Here is an 18,967-nt window from a genome sequence, read left to right as displayed (position 1 = left end):
TTCATACCAACGTTGTATATACCTCGTTAGTACCAAGCCTCTTATGGAGTCCAGAGATGTCCAAACAAGCCGTTTTCACAATGAAGCTCGAGCCCGAGCTGCGCGACCAGTTCATGGCAGAGGCGGAGGCGTCGCATAGACCTGCATCGCAGATCATGCGCGAAATGATGCGTCAGTTTGTTCGGTCTCAACAGGAAGCCCGCGAGTACGAGACCTTTTTACAACGCAAGGTCGACCTCTCGAGAGACGAAATGGCAGCGGGTGACGGCCTGTCCAACGAGGAAGTTGAAGCACAATTCGCCGCCAGGCGCAGGCTAGTAGAAAATCAAGGATGAAGATTATCTGGACTAAAAAAGCTGTGCAGGATCGTGAAAATATTTGGGACTATCTCCACGCCGCAAATCCACAAGCGGCCCTCGAAATGGATCGCCGCTTCACTGAAGCGGCTTCCCGAATATCCCAAAACCCCAATATCGGCCCGGTCGGCATCATTGCCGGCACTCGCGAAATAATTCCCCATCCCAGTTATCGTCTTGTCTATCAGCCAGATCGAGATGCAATCTGGATAATGGCGCTGGTTCATACAGCGCGGGCCTGGCCCTTTTCAACGTAGTGGTTAACCCGCCCGCCCCTTACGCAACAACACATCCAACTGATCCACCACCTCCGCCCAATCGGCATCACCCAGAATCTCGTCGCGCAAAAAACCTGCCTGACTATTGCTCCAGAAAAACGCATCCGCCAGGTGCAGTTCGGGTTTGAGTGGGGAATGAGTGGCGATGAATTGCTCGATGCCGGTGGGGTCGTTGTCCAGGCCGAGCTGTTTGAATAGCGATGGGAGGCTGTGGGTTGGGTTTTCCATGGATGAACTCCTTCAGACACGTGGGGCCTGGAAAATGATTCGCGAGCAGGCTCTCTCCCACAGATTGAACGCAATCCCCCTGTGGGAGCGAGCCTGCTCGCGAAGGCGGCAGCGAAACTAATGACTCAACTCCCGCACCTCAGCATGCGGCACCATTTTCAGAAACTCCGGCATGCTCATGTGCAGCGATAGGCGTGGTTGCCGGCTTCCAGATAAATATCCTTCTGCCGCGTCAGCAGCGGGTCGATGACCATGTCCAACCCGTAGGAATCCCCCAGCGGCGGCACCGCGCCGCGCTCGCAGTCATCGAAGATGTGCGCCAGATTGCTCTCGCGGGTGATCTGCCATTCGCCGCCACTGCGCACCTTGGTCAAATCAAGATGATTGCTGGCCGGCAGCACCGCCATCAGGTAATGCCCGTGGTGGTCGTCGAGGACCACCGATTTCGCCACGCGCTCGGCGGGCACCCCGGAAACCCTTGCGGTTTCGAGGCTGCTGGACGAGTGCCGGTGGGCGACGATGTCATATTCGCAATGCGCCCGGGTCAGGCTGCTTTGCACCTTTTTGGCCATACGCATGATGCACCTCGGTGTTGCGCTGAACGCTGTTGCCGTGTCTTTGAGTCTAGTTCGGCACACCGCTGGCGCAGGGAAATCCGCCCACTGGACACCTGCGCACATTACTCAAATTTCAGGCCGATCGAGTTACTCAGCGGCCATTTCTGCTGCCGGATACACCGACTCCCATCCCCCACCCAACGCCCGGTACAACCCGACCATCGCCAGCGAAACCCCGGTGGAGCTTTCCACCCACTGCTCCTGAGTCGCGAGCAACGCGCTCTGCACGGTGAGCACGTTGACGAAATCGACCACGCCTTCGACGTATTGCTGTTGCGCGGTGCGCAGGGCGATCTGGTTCTGGCGCACGGCTTCGGCGAGGCTGTCGCGGCGACGCTGGCTGGCGTTGTAGGCGGTCAGTTGATCGTCGATCTCGTGCCAGGCGCGCAGTACGGTTTGCTGGTAGCCGATGGCCGCTTCCTGTTGCTGGGCTTCGCGCAGGTGCAACATGCCGCGCAGGCGGCCGCCGTCGAACAGCGGCAGGCTGAATTGCGGGCCGATGCCGAACGCGCGCGAGCCCCACGAACCGAAGTCACTCAACTGCATCGCTTGCGAGCCGAGATTGCCGGACAGGGTGATGCGCGGATAGAAATCGCCCTTGGCCACGCCGATGTTGGCGGTGGCCGCATGCAGCCGCGCTTCGGCCTGACGGATGTCCGGACGGCGCTCGGCCAGTTGCGACGGCAAGCCGATGGCGACCGTGAGCGGCGACTGCGGCACCGCCGCGTCTGTGGATAACGCCTTGGCCAGGGCTTGCGGCGGCTCGCCCATCAATAAGCTGATGGCGTTGATCAGTTGCGATTGACGCTGTTCCAGCGCCGGCAGGCGCGATTCGATGGCCGCAACTTGCGCGGCGGCTTCGGCGACGTCCAGATCTGTCGCCACGCCATCATTCAGACGCAGTTGTGAGAGCTTCAGACTGTGGCGGGCAACGTCGAGATTTTGCTCGGTGACGGCGCGGGTGTTCTGCACGCCGCGCAACTGAATGTAGTTCTGCGCAGTGTCGGCGAGGACGGCGAGCACCACACCGCGACGGTCGTTTTCGGCGACTTCGAGGTTGGCATCGGCAGCTTCGGTTTCGCGGCGCACGCGGCCCCAAAAATCCAGCTCCCACGAGGCCGAGAAACCGGCGTCCCACAGATTGAACGCGGAATCGCCGTTGTGCCCGGACGGATCGTTCAAGCCCTCGCCACTGTTGCGCTTGCGTGCGTAACTGCCGGTGGCGGCGGTGTTGGGGTAGCGATCAACGGTGATTACCTGGCGCGCGGCGCGGCTTTGTTGCAGGCGGCTGCTGGCCAGTTGCAGGTCGAGGTTGCTGCGCACGGCACGTTGAGTAAGGGCCGAGAGTTGTGGGTCGTTGAAGACTTCCCACCAGCGTTCGTTCAGCGGTTCGCTGACGGCTCGGCTGGGGGCGGATTTGGCGGGTTTTGCCCAGTCGGCGATTTGCGTGGCTTCAGGCTTTTGAAAGTCAGGGCCGACGGTGCAGGCGCTGAGACTTATCGCGAGCAGGGCACCCAAAGCGAGTTGCTGCCAGCGGCCTCTTCGCGAGCAGGCTCGCTCCCACATTTTGGAATGCGTTTCTCCTGTGGGAGCGAGCCTGCTCGCGAAGGCGTCAGTTCGTTCAAAGAAGCTCATCGCTGAGTCACCTCGCGCACCGATTTCGCCGAGCTACGCGTATCGATACTCGCCTCGACCGACATCCCCACCCGCAACCGCTCGGCCAGTGGCTGCCCAGGCTCCAGCACAATCTTCACCGGAATCCGCTGCACCACTTTGGTGAAGTTGCCGGTGGCGTTATCCGGTTTCACCGCCGCGAAGGTCACGCCGGTCGCTGGCGCAATACTTTCGACGCGGCCGCTCAGTGCCTCGCCGCCGAGGCTATCGACGCGCACCTGCACTTGCTGGCCCGGTTGCACGTCCGTCAATTGCGTCTCCTGAAAGTTGGCAACCACATAGGCCTGCTGCAACGGCACCACCGCCAGCAGCTTGCTGCCCGGCGTCACATAGGCGCCAACGCGCACGGCACGCTCGCCGACCATGCCGTCCTGCGGCGCGGTGATGCGCGTGTAGGAGAGTTCGAAACTGGCGATTTCCAGCGCCGCCTGTGCATGTTTCAACGTACCTTCAGAGGCATTACGCTGGGCGGTGAGGATTTCCACCTGCTTGCGCTCGGCCGCCAGTTTCGCGCTCGCCGTGTCCAGCCGCGCGGAGGCCTGATCGATACGCGTACGGGCCTGTTGCGCGTTCTGTACTGTACCGGCACCCACGCCGGCGAGGTGGTTGTAGCGATTCAATTCCTGCTGGGCAAACGCCATTTCAGCCTTGGCCGAGACCACCGAGGCCTGCGCCTGAGCGATCACCGAGGTCTGGCGTTCGAGCGTGGCCTTGGCGTTCTGCAACTGCGCGCGCGCGACCAGGGTTTGCGCATCCGCGGCCTCAGCGGCGGCACGCAAATCACGATCATCGATCAACGCCAGCAACTGCCCGGCCTGTACCCGTTGGTTGTCTTCTACCAACACTTCCTTGATGAAACCGGCCACGCGCGGCACCACTAAAGTGAAATCAGCGGAGACGAAAGCGTCGTTGGTATTTTGCTGGGTACGTTTGCCAAAAAGGCCGGGCACCGCCATATACAACAGCACGCCCACCGCCAGCGCAGCAGCGACGGCCACCGCGAGTTTTTGCTTTGCTTGAGTCGTCATAAAAACCTTCATTTTCAGTACAGCAATCAAGTCGGTGCGCGTGGCGGGAAGATCCGCGTCGGCAGCCAGAAAATCAGCAGGATCAGCGCCACTGCAACGCCGGCCATGCACACATAGAGGTCAGAAGAAGTCAGCACCACGGCCTGTTCGTGCAGGCGATGGGCAAGGCCCGGATCGCTGCGGTCGGCCAACGGTGAGTTGCCGAGGCTGTCGACCAGCATGGTCGAGTGAAAATGCAGACGCGCCGTGGTCAGCGCCTCGAGCACCCCGGTGGCGATCACCGCCGCCAGACCTTTCACAGTGTTGAACCAAGCCGAGGCAAACGGCCCGTCCGTTGGCTGGATGCTGCCGGTGGAGAGCATCAACAGCGGCAGTACCGACATCGGTTGACCGAAGATCTGCAGCCATTGCAGGACGTAGAAATTGTCGCGAATCCATTCCGAGGTCAGCAGCGAGCCGCCCAAACAGGATGCCGTCAGCATGCTTAAACCGATGCCAAGCACCCAGCGGCAATCGACCCAGCGCAGGTTGCACAGCGCCGCCACCAGCGGCAGCGCGATCAACTGCGGCAACGCCGCGATCAGCATGATCGGCGCGGTCTGCACCGGGCGATAACCCTGCACTTGCGCCAGATAGCTCGACGGAATCAACACCACCGCTTGCAGCACCACCAACACACCGGCCAGGGTCATCAGCGCGAACGCCAGGTTACGGATGCCGAGCATCTGCAACTTGAAAAACGGAATCGGCTGCGACCACTCGTTGATCAGGAACGCCACCAGCAGCAGCGACCCCGAGCCGAGCAGTGCGCAGATCAGATCCGACTCGAACCAGTCCAGCCGATTGCCCTGCAACAGGCCAATCACCAGCATGCAGATCGCCGGAAAACCCAGCAGCAGGCCTTTCCAGTTGAACGTCTTGAGGCGCTCCAGCCGCAGCGGGTCCTGCGGGATACCGTAACCGACCATGACCATGGCGATCAGGCACGGCACGATGATTTGCCAGAACGTCCATTGCCAGCCGACGTATTCGGTCCACAACCCCGCCAGCGGCGTGCCAAGGCCGGGGCCGAAGGTGGCCGTCAGCGCGTAACCGGCCAGGCCATAAAGTTTGAAGTTAGGCGGCAGGAAGCGCAGGGCGACGGTCATCAGCATCGGCGGCAACGCGCCGCCAGCCAGACCTTGCAGGGTGCGCATCAGCAGCAGGCTTTCGTAGTTCGGGGCAAAGGGGCACAGCACGCCGAGCAAGGTGAACAGGCTGATCGCGCAGAGGGTGAAGCGGCGCAGCGAGAACGTCACCGAGCACCACGGCGCGAACGCCATGGCCGCGACCGAGGTGGCGGTGTAACTGGCGACGAGCCAGGTGCCTTCGTCGTAACCAATGTTCAGCGCGCCGCGAATGTCGGCCAGGGCGACCTTGGTCACCATCTCGTTGAGGCCCGACACCAGCACCGCGACCAGCACGCCGACCAGGCCGATGATGATCCGCGCCCCGAATGCCGGTGGCGCGGCCGCCGTCGCCGGGCTGGTCGCGGCCATTGGCGCCGGGACCGTCAGGGATGTCATGAATGCAAACTCCGGAGGGAAAAATACCGGAGCATCTTAGTCGGGCTTAGTGCTGACGAAAATTGACTTATTGGCAGGATATAAGTGTGTCAAACACAACGATTAATCCTGTAGGCGTGAGCCTGCTGGCGATGGCATCGTTTCAGTCGATATCTACGTTGACTGATACACCGCTATCGCGAGCAGGCTCACTCCTACAGGGGTTTGTGTCGATTGTGGGATTAGGGTTGCGCGGCGAGCCAGGTCTCATCGCAGCAAGTCTTGAGGGTTTCACGCAACCAACGGTGCGCCGGGTCCTTGTCGAAGCGCGGGTGCCAGGCCTGAGTCAGCATCAGGGTCGGCAACGGAATCGGCAGGTTGAAGGAGCGCAGCTTCAAGCCCAACCGCCGCACGCTCAACAGCGCTTCCTTGGGCACCGGCAGGATCAGGTCGGAATCCGGCAGAGCAAACATCGCCGCATGAAAACTCGGCGCAATCACTGCCACTCGCCGCTCCAGACCTAGCGCATTCAGAGCCGTATCGATCGGCCCACGCGCAATGCCACGCCGCGACATGCTGATGTGGGAGAAACCGGCATAACGCTCGGCAGTGATTTCGCCGTCGAGCAGTGGATGATCCTCTCGCACCAGGCCGACGAAATGCGTGGAAAACAGGTTCTGCACTTTTACTTCCGGGGTCACCGGGCGGGTGTTGCTGACGCTCAGGTCGATCCGGCCTTCTCGCAGCGCTTCATCGTCGCCATCGCCTTCCGGGACGAAGCGCAGTTCACAGTGCGGCGCCTGCTGGTCGAGGGTATCGAACAGTTTGCCGCCGTACACGCCGATGAAAAAGTCATTGGCGCGAATGCTGAAGCGCCGACGCAAACTGCCCAGTTCCACAGTGTCCGCCGAACGGAACAACAGCGCGGCCTGCTCGACCACATCACGCACCTGTTCACGCAACTCCAATGCTTTGGGTGTCGGCACCAGGCCCCGGCCGGCGCGCACCAGAATCGGATCGCCGATGGCTTCGCGAATGCGCGTCAGGGTTCGGCTCATGGCTGCCGGGCTGAGGTTCATTCGCCGCGCGGCGCCCACCACGCTGCCCTCGTCGAGCAAGGCGTCGAGGGCGACCAGAAGGTTCATGTCCGGGAGTTGCATGCTGAGCACTCGTAGATGATATGGATTGATCTGCGCGCAATGCTAGCAAACATTCAGCTAATGAGGCGGTGGCCGGACCGACGCTTTCGCGAGCAGCCTCGCTCCCACATGGGAATGCATTTCAAATGTGGGAGCGAGCCTGCTCGCGAAGGGGCCGGTCGGAGCGCGACAAATCAGCGCTGCATCCCCCAACGCTTCACCGTCACCCGCTCCAGCGTGTCAAACACCAGATTCTCCACCAGCAACCCGATCAGGATCACCACCGCCAACCCGGCAAACACTTTGTCGGTATACAGCTCATTGCGATTCTGAAAGATGTACCAGCCCAACCCGCCCTTGCCACTGGTCGCACCGAACACCAACTCAGCGGCGATCAACGTACGCCAGGCAAACGCCCAGCCAATCTTCAGCCCGGCGAGAATCGACGGCAGCGCCGCCGGGATCAGGATAAACAGCACAAAACGCATGCCCTTCAGGCCATAGTTGCGCCCGGCCATGCGCAGGGTTTCCGAGACGCCGAGAAACCCTGCATAGGTATTCAACGCCAGCGCCCACAACACCGAATGCACCAGCACAAAAATCAGGCTGTTCTGCCCCAGCCCAAACCACAGCAAGGCCAGCGGCAGCAGGGCAATCGCCGGCAGCGGATTGAACATCGAGGTCAGCGTGCTCAACAGATCGCGACCAAACTGCGTCGACACCGCCAACGTGGTCAGGGCAAACGCCAAGACAATGCCAATCAGATACCCCTTGAGCAGCACCACCAGCGATATCCACACCTTGCCGAGCAATTCGCCGCTGAGCAGACCGTCGTAAAGCGCATGGCTGGTCTGCACAAAACTGGGCAGCAGCAGATCGTTGTCCTGCACCCGGGCGACGATTTCCCACAGCACCGCGAGCAAAATCAGGATCAGGCTTTTACGCAGCCAGCCCTGTTGCCACAAGCGTTGGCCGATAGGTAATTCGCGCTCGACCGGTACGCTGGTCAGCGGCTGCAGCACGGTTTCGAATTCATGTCTTACAGATGATGATTGGCTCATCGGGCAATCCTCCAGGCCGCTCAATAAGCGATGCGAATGTCGTTGAAGTCGTGGTCGAGCTCGGTTTCCGGCGACTGGCCTTCATCGAACAACAGCCGATGAATGCGCCGTGCCGACTCCTGAAACGCCACACCGCCAAGGCTTTGCAGGTTGTATTGATGGCTATGGACTTCCGCCCTCACCCGCCCCGGATGCGGCGACAGCAACAGGATGCGATTGCCGACCACCAGCGCCTCTTCAATCGAGTGCGTAACGAACAACAGGGTGAAGCGCACTTCCTCCCAGAGCAGCAGCAATTCTTCCTGCATCTTGCGTCGGGTCAGCGCATCGAGTGCGGCAAACGGCTCGTCCATCAGCAGGATTTTTGGCTGCATCGCCAGCGCCCGGGCAATCGCCACACGCGCCTTCATGCCGCCGGACAAGGTATGCGGATAGGCATCGGCGAACGCCGCCAGGCCGACCTTTTCCAGATAGTGCAGTGCACGTTCTTCGGCTTGTTTTTTCTTCAGCGTGCGCGAGGCCAGTAGTGGAAACATCACGTTCTGTTTAACGGTTTTCCACGGTGGCAGTTGATCGAATTCCTGAAACACCACGATCCGGTCAGGCCCCGGCGCATCAACGCGCTGGCCTTGCAGTCGGATCTCGCCTTCGCAAGGCTGGATGAACCCGGCGACGGCTTTGAGCAAGGTGGATTTACCGCAGCCGGACGGGCCAAGCAGCACGAAGCGATCCTGTTGATCGACTTCAAAACTGACCTGGTGAGTCGCTCGGACGACGCGTTGCGGCGTACGGTATTCCAGGCTGACCTGGTCGACCGCCAACAGCGCTTGCGCCGTGGCGACCGGGTTGCTGGCCGCGTGGCCTTGCAAAGGGGCATTCATCCTGGTCAGCTCCCTTGCAGCGGTTTGGCGTCCTGGAAGAAGTAGTCCTTCCACGATTCAGGCTTGTTCTTGATCGCGCCGACGCGGTAGAGGAATTCGGCCAGTGGGTAGGTATTTTTCGGCGTGACGCTGAATTCGAACTGCGGGTTGTCGATGATTTTCAGCAAGGCGGCGCGGTCGATCTTGGCTTTGGTCACGCGGATGTAAGTGTCGGCCGCCGCGCCTTTATCGTTCTGGGCGAATTGCGCAGCTTCGGTCAGCGCTTCGACGAAGGCTTTGTAAGTCTTCGGGTTGTCGTTGCGGAATTTCTCGGTGGCGAATAGCACCGTAGGCGAGTTCGGGCCGAGCACGTCGTAGGAATTGAGCACGACATGCACGTTGGGGTTTTCCAGCGCCTGATCCTGGAACGGCGGGTTGGAGAAATGCCCGGTCAGCTCGGTGCCGCCGGCAATCAGTGCAGCGGTGGCGTCCGGGTGCGGAACGGCGATGGTGTATTTGTCGAGACGATTGAATTCTTTGTCGCCCCACTGCTTGGCTGCCGCGTATTGCAGGAAACGCGACTGCACGGAGACGCCCACCGCCGGTACCGCAATGCGATCCTTCTCGGTGAAATCAGCAATGGTTTTGACCTTGGGATTGTTGCTCACCAAGTAGTACGGAAAGTTGCCCAGCGAGGCCACGGCTTTGACGTTCTGCTTGCCGTGGGTGCGATCCCAGATGGTCAGCAGCGGGCCGACGCCAGCGCCGGCAATGTCGATGGAGCCGGAGAGCAGCGCGTCGTTGACCGCCGCGCCACCGGACAACTGCGTCCAGTCGACCTTGATGTCGAGGCCTTCCTGCTTGCCGTACTTCTCGATCAGGCCCTGATCGCGCACCACGTTGAGCAATAAATAGACGATGCCGAACTGCTCGGCGATGCGGATTTCACCTTCGGCGTGAGCCACGGTCGGCGCCACCAGGCTGCCGGCAATCAGACTGAAACCCAGGCCGATGGCCGCGGCCAGCGGCGCAAATGGAAGACGTTTGGACATGATCGAATCTCCGGCAAATCAGAAAGGCGCGTCGCCCTGAATGGTCGTGCGATACAGCTTGCGGCGCAGGTGCGCAGGGCAACCGGCGGCGAGATGGATCAGGGAACGGTTGTCCCAGAACACCATGTCGTGGGGCTGCCATTGGTGGCGGTAGATGTTTTGCGGCAGCACGCTGTGGGCGTAGAGCTCGGCGAGCAGTTGTTTGCTCTCGTCGTGCGGCAGGCCAACGATGCGTGTGGTGAAGCCTTCACTGACGAACAGCGACTTACGACCATTTTCCGGATGGGTGCGGGCAATCGGGTGCACCACTTCGGCGACTTGGGCGAGTTGCTCGGGAGTCAGGGTCGGGCGCCAATTGCCTTCGAATTTGGTCTCGCTGTAACGCGCGGTGTAGGAGTGCGCAGCGCAGCGACCTTCGACCGCTTTGCGCAGCGCCTCGGGCAGGTTGTCCCAGGCTTTGTGCATGTCGGCAAACAAAGTGTCGCCGCCCTCGGACGGCAGCTCCTGCGCATGCAACATCGAGCCAAGGCTCGGCAGCTCTTTATAGGAAAGGTCGGAGTGCCAGAACTTGCCGGCATCGCCCAGACCGATGTTCTGGCCGTTTTCGACGATGTTGGAAACGATGAGGATTTCCGGGTGGTTGGCCAGCAGAAACTGCTTGAGCACGTGGATCTGCAACACGCCGAAGCGGCGGCTGAAGTCGATCTGCTGTTGTGGGGTGATGCGCTGGTCGCGGAACACCACGACGTGGTGATCGAGGTGCGCGCGGTGAATGCGCGAGAAGTCCTGGTCGTTGACCGGACGGGTCAGGTCAAGGCCGATGATCTCGGCGCCGACGGCACCGCTGAACGGGCGAATTTCGAAGGTTTGCGGCGCGGCGGTCGCGGCGCTTGGGGTGGCAGTGGCTGCGGACATCTTTCAATCTCCCACGCACGGCGCGCTCATGGGCGCGCGCGTCGATCAGAAACTCACGCTGGATTGCGTGTTGGTTCAGGTCGTGCGGCGCGCCGATTGGTCGGCAGGTACGCAGGGGAGTGACTTTATAGCTATAAGAATTGGAAATTAAATACCGTTAATGAATAACGATATGACTGTCGTTGTTGCCAACTGTCGCCACATACATTTGCAGCCACGGCCCCAGATCATCAGCCAACATCGGCCGGGAAATGAAAAACCCTTGAACGATCCGATACCCCTGGTCTTGCAGGATGCGCTGCTGTGCTGCCGTCTCGATGCCTTCAGCCACTACCCTCAGTTGCAGGCTTTCGCCAATGCGGATCACGGCTTCACTCAACGCCTGACTGGTTGCATCGCGTTCCAGATCATGCACGAAGGTGCGATCCAGCTTAAGTTCCTGAATCGGCATGCGACGCAAGTAACTCAGGCTGGAATACCCGGTTCCAAAATCATCCATCGCCAGGCATATGCCTAACGCGTGCACCTCTTCGATGGTGGTGAGGGTATCGGGGTTGGCGTCCATTAAAACGCTTTCGGTGATCTCCAGCGTCAAGTCCCCGGCCTCCAATCTGTACTGCTCAAGCGTTCGGGCGATAATCTGCGACAGATTGCGGTTGTGGAAATTGGTCGGCGACATATTGACCGAGACCGCCGGAACCCACAGCCCCTGCTTGCGCCAACTCGCCAACTGACGACAGGCTTCACGCAACGCCCACAAACCGAACTCACCGATCAGGCCGCACTCTTCAGCCAGCGGAATAAAACTCGATGGAGAAACCTCACCCAACTTGGGGTGCGTCCATCGTGCGAGCGCTTCCATTCCGTACAAACGGGACTTCCCCAAATCAACCTGAGGCTGATAGACCAGATGCAAAGCCTCCGATTCGATGGCCTCGCGTAACGCCGCCTCCAGGCGCAACCGCCCCTGGGCCAATTGGTCCAGTCCATCACTGAAAAAGGAAACACAGCCGCGACCACTGGTCTTGGCCTGATACATCGCCATATCGGCACGCTGCAACAGCTGCTCCATCGTGCGTCCATCCTCGGGAAACATACTCACGCCGATGCTCATCGACGGCCTGAGTGTCACACCTGAAATCTGGCATGGGGCACTCAGCATGCTTCGCAGTTGCTCGATCAGGTCGGTCGCATGCTCCAGGGTGCATTGAGGTAACACCAGAACGAATTCATCACCGGACAGCCGGCTGACGATATCGCTCTCGCGGCGACGCTCGGACAACCGATGCGCGATGACACGCAGAAACTCATCACCGGCAGGGTGCCCCAAGGAATCATTGACCTGTTTGAACCGATCCAGATCAATGAACACGACCGCCAGGTGCGAATGGTGCCGCGAAGCGTGGGCGATTGCCTGCTCCGCGCGCGCGTGCAGCAGGTTGCGATTGGCTAGGCCGGTCAGGTCGTCATAGAACGCCAACTGCTGAATGTGCAGGCGGGACTCCTCGCGCTCAAGTGCCAATGCGCACAAATGAATAGTCGCATCCACCAGCAAATAGTGAAGAGGACTCGGCTCGCGGGGTTCGCGGTAATAGAACGCAAAGGTGCCCAGCACACGTCCGTCGCTGCTCTTGATCGGCGTTGACCAACAAGCCCGCAATCCCAGCGGCAAAGCCAGATCACGAAATCTGTCCCAGAGCGGATGGGTAGCAATATCGCTAACCATGACCGCCTCGCCACGGAACACTGCGGTCCCGCAGGAGCCCGCTTGAGGCCCGAGCGGCGTCCCGTCCAGCGCCCGAGAGTAACTGACGGGCAGACCCGGAGCTGCCAGCGTATGCAACAGGCCCTGCCCATCGACCCGCAAAACCGTGGCAATCACCTCCGGTGCAATTCGCTGCACCTCAATGCACATCAGGTTCATCAGGGTTTCCAGTGACTCTTCGCGAACCATGGCCTCGAGCATCTTGTGGCGCAGGACCTCATGCATCCGTGTATGCGTCACGTCGATCATGACCGTCACGGTATTGGTCAGGTGTCCATGCGCGTCACGCACCGGATAAGTGGTGATGTTGCACCATATCAGCCGACTATCACGGTGGTAGCAGTACTCCTGACCGTGAAACGCTTCACCCTCACCCAATCGATGACGTAACGAAACGACTTGGGCGCGCCCGACGTGAGGCGCCAGCACCTGCACCGGGGTTTTGCCAGTGACGTCCTGTGCGCTGTAACCGAACATCTGCGTAAAACCGTCGTTTACGTAAATGATCGACCAGCTCGCATCAGTGATGATGATGGCGTTCTCTGTGGTATCCACCACCAGTGACAACAGATACAGCCGGCGCTGTTCTTCGTGCTGGCGAGTGATGTCCTTGATGAAGGCCGCATACAGAATCTGTCCTTACGAGTCGATCCTGGAAATCGACATCGCCCCCCAGCGTCGCCCACCGTCCTTGCACTCGATCAGGACATCACGGCTGGTTCCGACGATTTTGTTGTTGCCGGTGCGCCGGTTCGCTTCGATGTAGCCGTCATGGGCAGCACGATGCAACTTGGGCACCAAAACTTCGACATTTCGCCCCATTACCTCGTCAGGCCGGTACCCCCAAAGCTTTTCCGAGGCTTCGTTAAATAAAATGATCCGGTTCTGACTGTCGATGACCACAACACTGTCGACACTTTGCTCAAGCGTCTGAATGAAGACTTGCGAAAGATCCGTACGGTTCGGCATGGCAGAGATCTACTGTTCGGGAGAGTCAAAAGGGCTGGGGTCCTTCCCAAACAACAGGCATCGGAAGATGCACCCGGCGCGCCGCACGAGCGGGACCAGTTCAACGGTGATGGTCAGCGAGAAATCGAGAAGCGCAATCGCGAACGATTGGTGAGGGAAGCGGGATCGGCAAAGTCGATCCACCAGGCCTGAAGATTCAGCATGCTGACATGTCTCATTATTAGTAGAAGTATCGGTCTTGTGCCGATATCAATATGCCGCTACTGCGTCATGATCGCGTTGATTTAAATCAATAAAAAATCCCTGCAGTCACGGGCATGACGCAGGGATTCATGAGTTTGCTACAGCACGGTCCGTAAACGGCTAGCGCTCGTGCAACGCCTCGGCCCGCGCCCGAATGATCGGCTTGAGCAGATAACTCAACACCGACTTCTTGCCGGTGATGATATCCACCGACGCCACCATCCCTGGAATGATCAGCAACGGCTTCTCATCGGTGCCCAAGTGGCTGCGTTCGGTGCGCACTTTGATGATGTAGTAGGTGGTTTTCTTGTCTTCGTCGGTGATGGTGTCGGCGCCAATCTGCTCCAGTTGGGCCTTCAATCCGCCGTAGATGGTGTAGTCATACGCGGTGAATTTCACGATCGCTTCCTGCCCCGGATGCAGGAACGCGATGTCCTGCGGGCGGATCTTGGCTTCGACCAGCAAGGTGTCGTCCAGCGGCACGATTTCTACCATGTCGCTGCCCGGCTGGATCACGCCGCCGATGGTATTGACCAGCAACTTGTTGACGATGCCGCGTACCGGCGAGGTGACCAGCGTACGGCTGACTCGGTCTTCCAGCGCTTTGCCGGTGGCCTGGGCCTTGTTCAGGTCGGTGCGGGCTTCGTTGAGCTGGGTCAGCGCTTCGCTGCGGAATTTGCCGCGAGTCTCGTCAATCTTGCGCTGCACTTCCTTGATCGCCGATTCAGCGCGGGGAATAGCCAGAGTCGTGGCGTCGAGCTGACCACGGGTTTCCACTTCGGCACGCTTGAGACGCAGCACTTCTACTGGGGATACCGCGCCCTGCGCCACCAGTGGCTCAGACATGTTGATTTCCTGCCGTTGCAGGCCGAGTTGCTGGCGATATTGCGCCTGCTTGGAGCTGAATTCGCGCAGCTCTTGCTGGCGCTGGATCAACTGCTCCTGCAACCCGCCGATCTCGTCGTGCAATTGCTGGCGGCGGCTGATGTACAGGGATTCTTCGCTCTTGGCCTGACCCGGCACCGCTTTGACTACGTCTTCCGGGAAATTCAACGGACGGTCATCGACTTCGGCGCTAAGGCGCTCCACGCGCAGCAACATCGACTGCCGATCCGCTTCGGTTTCGCCGACGTTGGAGGCAAATCGTGTGTCGTCCAGACGAATCAGCGGCGCGCCGGCCTCGACGATCTGGCCTTCCTTGACGAACAGTTCGGCGACGATCCCGCCCTCAAGGTTCTGGATTTTCTGGATCTTGGACGAAGGAATGGCCTTGCCGTCGCCCTTGGTCACTTCGTCGATCACGGCGAAATTGGCCCAGAGCATCAGAAAGACGAAGAAGCCGATGATCGCCCAGATGGTCAGGCGAACGACGCGCGGGGCGTCTTCTATCAGCGCCTTGTTGACCTCCGGCAGTGGCTGGCCCTGCAGCGAAGCGGAGCCTTTGAAGTAACGACGGATCGAATCCTTGACACCCGACTTAAGCAACACTGATCTGCCCCTTCTTCAACGCTTCCATCACGGCGGCTTTCGGGCCATCGGCGAGAATCTGTCCACGGTCGATCACCAGCAGGCGATCCACCAGCGACAGCAGTGATGCCCGGTGTGTCACCAGCACCACGGTCTTGTTTTCAATCACCGCCGCGAGGCGTTGCTTGAGGCGTTCTTCACCGGTGTTGTCCATGGCGCTGGTCGGCTCGTCCATCAACAGAATCGGCGGATTGAGCAACAATGCCCGGGCCAGGGCGACGTTCTGGCGTTGACCGCCCGACAGGTTCTGCCCGCGCTCGCCGACCTGCAGTTCATACCCTTGCGGATGCAGACGGGCGAATTCGTGAACGCCGGCCAGTTCAGCGGCTTGCAGTACCAGCTCGTCTTCTACATAGCGCGCGCCGGAGACAAGGTTGTCGCGCAGGGTGCCGGCGAGCAACTGGATGTCCTGCGGCACGTAGCCGATGTTGTAGCGCAGTTCGCTGACGTCGATCTGGCGAATATCCACGCCGTCGACCAGCAACGCGCCGTCGTCCGGCTGATACAGGCCCACCAGCAGTTTCGCCAGCGAGCTCTTGCCCGAACCGCTTCGGCCGATGATGCCGATCTTCTCGCCGGGACGAATCACCAGATTGATGTTCTTCAACGCCGGGTTCTGTTGTTCCGGGTAGGTGAAGTTGAGTTGACGGCATTCGATGGCGCCTTGCAGAACCTTGCGGCTCAGTGGGCGCTCTTCGAAGTTGCGTTCCTGCGGCAGCTCCATCATCTGGTCTACCGAGGTCATGGTCACCCGAGCTTGTTGATATCGGGTCAGCAGACCGGATAGCGAGGCCAGCGGGCTCAGTGCGCGGCCGCTGAGCATGTAGCAGGCAATCAGGCCGCCCATGCTCAGATGACCGTCGATGATCTGGTAGACGCCGAAGACAATCATGATCACCCCGGCCAGTTGCTGGATCAGCAGGGTGATGTTCATCGCCAGACCGGACAGCATTTTCACCCGCAGCTCCAAGCGGCTGAGGGTGCCGATGGTTTGTTCCCACTGGTATTGGCGTTCGCTTTCGGCGTTGTTGACCTTCACCGCGTCGAGGCCGGCGAGGGTTTCGATCAGGCTCGATTGACGCTCGGCGCCGAGGGCCATGGTCCGTTCCATGGTTGCCACCAGCGGCTTTTGCAAGGCATAGCCGATCAGCAGAGCGATCGGGAACGCCAGCACCGGAATCCACACCAGATGCCCGCCAAGAATGGCGATGACGATGAAGATCAGGATGGTGAACGGCAAATCGATCAGGCTGGTCAGGGTCAGCGAAGCGAGGAAGTCGCGCAGGCTCTGAAACTCGTGGATGTTCTGGGCGAAGCTGCCGACCCGCGCCGGGCGGTATTTCATGGCCATGCCGACGATGCGTTCGAACAGCGTCGCAGAGATGATCAGGTCGGTTTTCTTGCCGGCCAGATCCAGGCACAGGCTGCGCAGGCTTTTGAGGATCAGGTCGAAGATGTAGGCGCCGGTGATGCCCAGTGCGAGCACCCATAGGGTCGCCTCGGCCTGGTTTGGCACTACGCGGTCGTAGACGTTCATCACGAACAGCGGCGCGGCCATGGCAATGATGTTGATCAGGAAACTGGCGGCGATGGCGTCGGCGTACAGCCAGCGCGAACGCTTGAGGGTGTCGCGGAACCACGAGCGGGCGCGCGGAATCAGCGTGCCGTGGTTGACGTCGAATTTGTGTTGCGGCTGGGCGAAGAAGACTTTGCCGGTGTAGTCATCGGCAAGCAGTTCGCGGCTGACCACCGATTCGCCGCCATCGCTTTCGCTGAGCAGCACCCGGGCCTGATTTTCATCCTGCCAGCCAAGCAGTACGGCACTGCGGCCGTCCTTGAGCAGCAACAACGCCGGCATGGCGATCGCCGGAATCTCTTCCAGCTTGCGTTGCAGCACCCGACCTTGCAGGCCGGCGCGAGCCGCCGCGCGGGGCAGCAACTCGACACTCAAGCGTTGTTTGGGCAGCGGCAGGCCGGTGGTCAGCATCGCCGCGCTGGCGGGTTTCTGGTGCAGCATGCAAAGGGCTAGCAGACCGTCCAGTAACGGATCGTCGTGCAACGCGCGTGGATCATGACTGAGATGAACTCGACTGACTTCTGATTCCACGCTCGACACTCTTTGGCAATTGAAAAGGGATAACTCAATTCATCCCAGGCAACTGGACCTTGGGCTTCACGTCGTTCTGCACAACGGATGCCAACGGTGCGACCACTCCCTGGCTTCTGAGCAACTCGCCCATGGTCGCCTTGATTCGGTATTGAGTAAATAACTGAATGTTTTTGATTTCAGCCAGACGCCGCGAAGCGGTGAACAACTCGTTTTCGCTGTCGAGCAAGTCGAGCAAGGTGCGTTCGCCAAGGCTGAACTGACGCTGGTAGGCGGTACGCACCGAGGTGCTGTGATCGACGTATTGCTGAGCGATTGGCACCTGGGCGTTAGCGTTGTTCAGGGCGTTCCAGGCCAGGCCCAGCTCTTCATTCAACTGACGCAGGGCGTTGTTGCGGATGTCCAGCGCCTGGTTTGACAGGTACGACTTGGATTCCAGATCCGCTTTGTTGCTACCGCCCGAATACAGGTTGAAGCGCATGCGCAACATGGCCTGCCATTCGTTGCTGTGGCCGTTCTGGCCGTCGAGATCGTTGTCGGCGGTGCGGCCCAGTTCGGCGTCGAAGCGTGGGTAGAACGTCGACTTGGCGGTTTGGTATTGCTTCTCTGCAGCAGCGATGTCGGACTCGGCCGAGCGCAGGATCGGGCTGTTTTCCAGCATTTGCGCGCGCGCTTCGTTGAGGTTGGCCGGCATCATCGCCATGAACGGCGCCGGACGCTCCAATTGATCAGGCATCTGGCCGACGGCGCTGAGGAAGTTGGTCTCGGAGTCGGCGAGGTTGGTCTGCTCAGTGATCAGGTTGTTGCGGGCCTGAGCCATCCGCGCTTCGGCCTGATCGAGGTCGGCGCCACTGCCCACGCCACGCTGGGTACGCAGCTGAATCTGGTCATAAATGCGCTGGTGGCTCTTGAGGTTTTCTTCAGCCAGTCGCACGAATTCGCGGCGGGTCAGCACATCCAGATAAACCTGGGCCACGGTTAACGCCGTGCGCTCCGAGGTGCCCAGCAGCGAGTAAGCGCGGGAGTTAACGTTGGCTTGTTGACGCCCGACTTCACTGGAGGTCGCAAAACCGTCAAAGACCATTTGCGAAAGACGTAAACTTGACTCGCTGCGGTTCAGGGTTTCCCAATGATTGCCGCCACCGTTGGCGCGGGTGGTTACGCTGTCGGTGCCTTCACGGCCATAACCGCCCAGCAGATCGACCTTGGGCAGGTATCCCCCCTTTGCTGCCTTTAATTGATAATCCGCAGCTAAACGACTGTTGACCCCTGCCTGGATTTCCGGATGGACATCCAATGCCTGTTGCATGGCTTCTGGTAAGGATTGTGCTTGTGCGAAAGACGCGGCGAGAGCGAAGGGTAGAGCCTTGAACAAATGCGAACGCATGGTAACGATTTCCCAGAACTACTTGTCTTGAATCACAGCTAAACGTGCTGCTGCGTCGGATGATTGGCAACCGGATTGACCGTATGTCGGAAAGTTCGAAACAGGAACTGGATCACACGCAAAAGGACAGGTCGCCGCGGAAATATCAATGTGACATTAGTGGGGCGATTGTTTAGGATGGCACCCATAAGGTCAATAGTTTGGCATAAAGTTAATC

The 18,967-nt window shown here is 59.9% G+C and carries 16 protein-coding genes and 1 pseudogene; 2 read left to right on the top strand and 15 right to left on the bottom strand.

The window, feature by feature from the left end; translation table 11 throughout:
• Positions 1 to 56 precede the first annotated feature (56 nt).
• A complete protein-coding gene (locus tag ACA074_RS00775) occupies positions 57 to 335 on the top strand; it encodes an antitoxin of toxin-antitoxin stability system (RefSeq protein ID WP_497658432.1) in 279 nt (92 codons plus the stop codon).
• Entirely contained in the window at positions 332 to 613 is a 282-nt protein-coding gene (locus ACA074_RS00770; protein ID WP_497678257.1) for a type II toxin-antitoxin system RelE/ParE family toxin, read from the top strand. Before ACA074_RS00775 ends, ACA074_RS00770 begins: the two co-directional genes overlap by 4 nt.
• A 3-nt stretch (positions 614 to 616) precedes the next feature.
• On the opposite strand, the gene ACA074_RS00765 is transcribed toward ACA074_RS00770, so the two are convergent.
• From ACA074_RS00765 to ACA074_RS00695, 15 genes and pseudogenes are all read right to left on the bottom strand, one after another.
• On the bottom strand, positions 617 to 862 hold the full coding sequence (locus tag ACA074_RS00765) for a DUF2789 domain-containing protein (protein ID WP_497678256.1): 246 nt from the start codon (positions 860 to 862) through the stop codon (positions 617 to 619).
• Between the two features lie 117 nt (positions 863 to 979).
• Positions 980 to 1,440: pseudogene (locus tag ACA074_RS00760) on the bottom strand (aminoacyl-tRNA deacylase).
• A 126-nt stretch (positions 1,441 to 1,566) separates the two neighbouring features.
• Positions 1,567 to 3,114: an efflux transporter outer membrane subunit gene (locus ACA074_RS00755; protein ID WP_497678255.1), complete on the bottom strand. Its 1,548-nt coding sequence runs from the start codon at positions 3,112 to 3,114 to the stop codon at positions 1,567 to 1,569.
• Positions 3,111 to 4,181: an HlyD family secretion protein gene (locus tag ACA074_RS00750; protein WP_497678254.1), complete on the bottom strand. Its 1,071-nt coding sequence runs from the start codon at positions 4,179 to 4,181 to the stop codon at positions 3,111 to 3,113. Before ACA074_RS00750 ends, ACA074_RS00755 begins: the two co-directional genes overlap by 4 nt.
• 26 nt (positions 4,182 to 4,207) lie before the next feature.
• Positions 4,208 to 5,746 (bottom strand): MFS transporter, encoded by a 1,539-nt coding sequence (locus tag ACA074_RS00745; protein WP_497678253.1) that lies wholly within the window; start codon positions 5,744 to 5,746, stop codon positions 4,208 to 4,210.
• A gap of 221 nt (positions 5,747 to 5,967) precedes the next feature.
• On the bottom strand, positions 5,968 to 6,885 hold the full coding sequence (locus tag ACA074_RS00740; protein WP_187680314.1) for a LysR family transcriptional regulator: 918 nt from the start codon (positions 6,883 to 6,885) through the stop codon (positions 5,968 to 5,970).
• A 173-nt stretch (positions 6,886 to 7,058) separates the two neighbouring features.
• Positions 7,059 to 7,925, bottom strand: coding sequence for an ABC transporter permease (locus tag ACA074_RS00735; protein WP_401264663.1), 867 nt, complete (start codon positions 7,923 to 7,925; stop codon positions 7,059 to 7,061).
• Between the two features lie 20 nt (positions 7,926 to 7,945).
• Positions 7,946 to 8,806, bottom strand: a complete 861-nt coding sequence (locus ACA074_RS00730; protein ID WP_187680316.1) for an ABC transporter ATP-binding protein — start codon at positions 8,804 to 8,806, stop codon at positions 7,946 to 7,948.
• 5 nt (positions 8,807 to 8,811) lie between these two features.
• The gene (locus ACA074_RS00725; RefSeq protein WP_262147089.1) at positions 8,812 to 9,837 is read right to left on the bottom strand and encodes an ABC transporter substrate-binding protein; all 1,026 of its coding nucleotides are present in this window, start codon (positions 9,835 to 9,837) and stop codon (positions 8,812 to 8,814) included.
• A gap of 18 nt (positions 9,838 to 9,855) precedes the next feature.
• Positions 9,856 to 10,752: a TauD/TfdA dioxygenase family protein gene (locus tag ACA074_RS00720; RefSeq protein WP_497678252.1), complete on the bottom strand. Its 897-nt coding sequence runs from the start codon at positions 10,750 to 10,752 to the stop codon at positions 9,856 to 9,858.
• Between the two features lie 157 nt (positions 10,753 to 10,909).
• Positions 10,910 to 13,084 carry a sensor domain-containing protein gene (locus ACA074_RS00715; RefSeq protein ID WP_497678251.1) on the bottom strand — a complete coding sequence of 725 codons (2,175 nt, stop codon included), beginning with the start codon at positions 13,082 to 13,084 and terminating at the stop codon, positions 10,910 to 10,912.
• 72 nt (positions 13,085 to 13,156) lie between these two features.
• Complete coding sequence (locus ACA074_RS00710) at positions 13,157 to 13,486, bottom strand: PAS domain S-box protein (RefSeq protein ID WP_497678250.1); 330 nt, start codon at positions 13,484 to 13,486, stop codon at positions 13,157 to 13,159.
• Positions 13,487 to 13,849: 363 nt separating this feature from the next.
• Positions 13,850 to 15,217: an HlyD family type I secretion periplasmic adaptor subunit gene (locus ACA074_RS00705; protein WP_187680319.1), complete on the bottom strand. Its 1,368-nt coding sequence runs from the start codon at positions 15,215 to 15,217 to the stop codon at positions 13,850 to 13,852.
• Complete coding sequence (locus tag ACA074_RS00700; RefSeq protein WP_187680320.1) at positions 15,207 to 17,363, bottom strand: type I secretion system permease/ATPase; 2,157 nt, start codon at positions 17,361 to 17,363, stop codon at positions 15,207 to 15,209. The genes ACA074_RS00705 and ACA074_RS00700 overlap by 11 nt, the downstream gene beginning before the upstream one ends.
• 34 nt (positions 17,364 to 17,397) lie before the next feature.
• Entirely contained in the window at positions 17,398 to 18,750 is a 1,353-nt protein-coding gene (locus ACA074_RS00695) for a TolC family outer membrane protein (protein WP_187680321.1), read from the bottom strand.
• Positions 18,751 to 18,967: the final 217 nt, after the last annotated feature.

This window comes from Pseudomonas sp. LBUM1655 (genome assembly GCF_059716085.1).
The sequence above is the reverse complement of the archived record's forward strand: the minus strand, read 5'-3'. Positions and strand labels throughout refer to the sequence as shown.